Here is a 3,777-nt window from a genome sequence, read left to right as displayed (position 1 = left end):
CCCTAGAAAAGAGGTAATAGTTTGAGCAATGACTTCGATCAAGAGGATTATCTACAAGCACGAGTTGACCAGTATATCTGGGAAAAAAGTAGATATTTAGGTTTATCTCGTCAGCGTTTTCTGCAAATATTAGGGAGTATTGCTGGAGCAACAGCTATGGGGGGGTTGGCTGTACCCGCGTCCGCTCAAGGTCAGCAAATTGGCTCGAAATCCTTTAAAAACAACACAAGTAAAATAATTAAACCATTACCACCAGGATATATTTCTCATAGTAGTGGCACTTTGGAGATGAACTGGGAGGCGATGTATGGACGTGGTTATCTAGTCCCCAACGATTGGTTCTACGTCCATAATCGCAGTAAACCTCCGGCTTTCAACCCCTCTACCTGGCGCTTGCAACTTGGGGGTACTGGTATCAATAAACCCTGCGAGTTTACCTACGATGATATTATCGGTATGCCCTCAATCTCCGTTACTAGCGCTATTGAATGTGCTGCAAACGGACGAATTTTCTTTGAGGAAGTATATAATAAAACTTTTTCTGGAGCGCGGTGGAGATTAGGTGCAATTGGTGTCGCTGAATGGACTGGAGTCCCGCTTGGCTTATTATTAGAGCGTGCTGGGTTGAAATCGAATGCCGTGGATGTGCTAATTCAAGGTAAAGATATCGATTCTCTTGATTCTATAGGAATTAATAAATCTAAATACGGCTTTGTAGTACCAATTGCCAAAGCCAAAATGGATAATTCGCTGATAGTCTATGCAATGAATGGGGAACCTTTACCTCCAGATCACGGTAGCCCATGTCGGGCAATATTTCCTGGTTGGGCTGGAAACGCTAATGTGAAATGGATTGAGTGTATTGAAGTTTCTTCTGAGCCTATATACAGTGAGTGGATTGCTAAACAAGCAGTTCTCGTTGGTTCAGACTATCCACGGCAAGGTAAATTAATTACCTCTCAAAATGTCAAAAGCGCTTTTGAATTAGGTTGGTCAGCGACGCTCAAGGCTAAACCTTACTTGTTGCGAGGACGTTCGTGGTCTGGTAAAGGCCAAATTGTCCGGGTAGAAATTAGTTTAGATGGCGGTAAAACTTGGCAAATGGCACGATTGCGAGAACCAAATCTCCCCTTTGCATGGGTGCGGTGGGACGTTGATTGGAACCCAACTCCAGGGAAGTATTTTCTGCAAGCTCGTGCTACAGATAATTTGGGTAACACTCAGCCTTTAACGGTTCCTTGGAACGATAAAGGATTGCTTTATGGAGCTGTTGTTAGTCATCCGGTAATAGTACAAGGTTGAAGGTTAGAGGTTAAAGATTTAAAAAAGAAAGCTTATTTTAGAGTTTTATTTATAGGGCTTGTGCTTCAGAGCCGGGAATGTAATTCCCGATTGGGTTTTCTCGCAAACCCCTCAAAGTTGGTGTGACAGACTACTAGTGGTCTTTTTCATTTATTCTGACGGGTTCATTTATCCCCGAAACCATGTAGAGACGCGAAATTTCGTGTCTCTACAACCCCGCATAACTAATGAAAAGCACTACTAGCTTAATTTTTGATAATTTTTGAACAAATACTTAATTTATGATTGATTTTGTGTGGTTAATATTGGCAGTTGGTGGGTTAGTCAGCGGGATGATATCGGGACTGCTGGGAATCGGTGGTGGTATTGTGACAATTCCTTTGATGGTAACGTTGGGTTATACACCTGTTGAAGCTATTGCTACCAGTAGTTTGTTTATTGCGATCGCAGCAATTTCTGGAAGTGTACAAAATTGGTTAATGGGTTATTTGAATTGGGAAAAAATTATTTATTTAGGAATCCCGGCTTTTTTAACAACTGGTATTGGAGTATATTTTGCTAACCTAATTCCACCCCATATCATCCTTTTTACTTTCGGTATTATCCTACTCGCTAACATTTATCTAATAGATTTACGCAAAAAATTAGCTGCTGTGGAAATAGAAAGTACAAAAGTAACATTTAACCCAATCATATCTAGAATTGGTACGGGAGGCTCGGCGGGAGTTTTAGCAGGTTTATTTGGTTTGGGTGGCGGTACAATTATGGTACCGATGCAAATGTTGCTTTTGAAAGAAGAAATTAAAGTTGCTATTCAGACAAGTCTTGGTGTTATCGTGATTACAGCTTTAGTTGCTTGCATCGGACACACTTTAAAAGGAAATATTTTGTTTATTCCAGGTATAGTTTTAGGATGTGGTGGTATTTTAGGAGCGCAGATTAGTACCCGTACATTGCCAAAGTTGCCCGATTCTACTGTAAGTCTTGTCTTACGTATATTTTTAGGAATATTGTCAATATACATTTTTTGGCAAGCTTGGATAAGTTACCAAATTATCGACTAGTTTTATATAACTGATATCTTGCACCATAAGCATAATTAACTACATAATAAAAAATATAAATAAAAATATTACTAACAGAAAAGAGTAGTATTTTACCCGCATTTCTCACAAACAAGAAGGAAATTGGAAGTAGTAGTGATTAGTGAGTAGTGGGAAAATCAATCCGCCACTCAACGCTTACCACTTACTTGTGAGAAATCCAGGTTTAGTCCATTTTAATGGACTTGTGCTATCAGAATGGGACTTGCAGTCCCAGGCGGGTAATAATTTTATGTCCATTTTCTCTTTTTGCGTCCGCTGTTGGGATAAGAGTAGGATGAACGGGAAATAATTATTACTAACTCCATGTCAGCCACAGACACGCTGCGCTAACACTCATAACTTATAACTGTAATGTGTAATGAAAGAAATTCACAACGCAAACGCTTTAATTGTCGGTGCAAGTCAAGGTATTGGATTGGGTTTTGTCAAAAGTTTATTGCTAGATAATAATATCGCAAGAATTTACGCTACCTATCGTAATGCTGATACTGCGGCTGAATTAATGACTCTGCACAGAGAATATTCCGATAAATTAGTTTGTTTTCCAATGGATATTACCCAAGAGTCACAAATATCAGCAGTTGTGGAAAAGATTAGCGCACAAATAGATCAGTTACATCTAGTAATTAACTGCGTAGGAATCTTACATCAAGGAGAAATGCAACCAGAAAAAAGCCTGCGACAAATTAATCCAGAAAATTTAATTCGTTATTTCCAAGTAAATAGTATGGGAGGAATTTTATTAGCTAAACACCTACAACCTTTATTTAAGCATGATCAAAAAAATATTTTTGCCTGCATTTCTGCCAAGGTAGGTAGTATCGGCGATAACAATTTAGGTGGATGGTATGGATATCGAGCATCGAAAGCAGCATTAAATATGTTTATGCGAACCACGGCAATAGAATATAGTAGAAGATGCCCTAAAACTATAGTAGTAACTTTACATCCCGGAACTACAGACACCAACCTTTCACAGCCATTTCAACGCAACGTACCCCCAGAAAAATTATTCCCCGTTGAACGCACCGTTGAGCAATTACTCAGTGTCATAGCTAACTTGAAACCAGAAGATAGCGGCGAATTTTTCTCCTGGGATGGTAGCCGTTTACCGTGGTAGGGGACAGTTGACAGTTATCAGTTATCAGTTATCAGTTGCCAATCTCATTATGGTAGAAGCTGCGGCTTCCCAAGGGTATAATTTATCCTTTTGGCAACATCTACGTTTTGGAATGCCTTTAACCGTTACATAACACTTACCCAAAGCTACCCATAGTTGGAAATATTTACTTTGGGCTTCGTTTACTTCCTACTTCATTCTGGCAGTGTCGGCACTCACCAGTCCACAGGCTAACCTCACCTAACTGGC

General features: G+C 39.7%; 4 protein-coding genes. All 4 read left to right on the top strand.

Features of this window, described 5'->3' with window-relative positions; translation table 11 throughout:
- Positions 1-21: 21 nt before the first annotated feature.
- Positions 22-1,302, top strand: coding sequence for a sulfite oxidase (locus IQ247_RS31750; protein WP_193926169.1), 1,281 nt, complete (start codon positions 22-24; stop codon positions 1,300-1,302).
- A 281-nt stretch (positions 1,303-1,583) separates the two neighbouring features.
- Positions 1,584-2,366, top strand: a complete 783-nt coding sequence (locus IQ247_RS31745) for a sulfite exporter TauE/SafE family protein (RefSeq protein WP_193926168.1) — start codon at positions 1,584-1,586, stop codon at positions 2,364-2,366.
- Positions 2,367-2,766: 400 nt separating this feature from the next.
- Entirely contained in the window at positions 2,767-3,528 is a 762-nt protein-coding gene (locus tag IQ247_RS31740) for an SDR family NAD(P)-dependent oxidoreductase (protein WP_193926167.1), read from the top strand.
- Positions 3,506-3,661, top strand: a complete 156-nt coding sequence (locus tag IQ247_RS31735) for a hypothetical protein (protein ID WP_193926170.1) — start codon at positions 3,506-3,508, stop codon at positions 3,659-3,661. Before IQ247_RS31740 ends, IQ247_RS31735 begins: the two co-directional genes overlap by 23 nt.
- Positions 3,662-3,777: the final 116 nt, after the last annotated feature.

It is taken from the genome of Plectonema cf. radiosum LEGE 06105 (genome assembly GCF_015207665.1).
In the GTDB taxonomy this organism is placed as follows: Bacteria; Cyanobacteriota; Cyanobacteriia; order Cyanobacteriales; family Nostocaceae; genus Rivularia; species Rivularia radiosa_A.
This window is presented reverse-complemented; position numbering and strand designations above follow the sequence as displayed.

Coding starts and splice junctions, on each gene's coding strand:
- IQ247_RS31745 (WP_193926168.1), top strand. CDS start 1,584: ATGATTGATTTTGTGTGGTTAATATTGGCAGTTGGTGGGTTAGTCAGC.
- IQ247_RS31740 (WP_193926167.1), top strand. CDS start 2,767: ATGAAAGAAATTCACAACGCAAACGCTTTAATTGTCGGTGCAAGTCAA.
- IQ247_RS31735 (WP_193926170.1), top strand. CDS start 3,506: ATGGTAGCCGTTTACCGTGGTAGGGGACAGTTGACAGTTATCAGTTAT.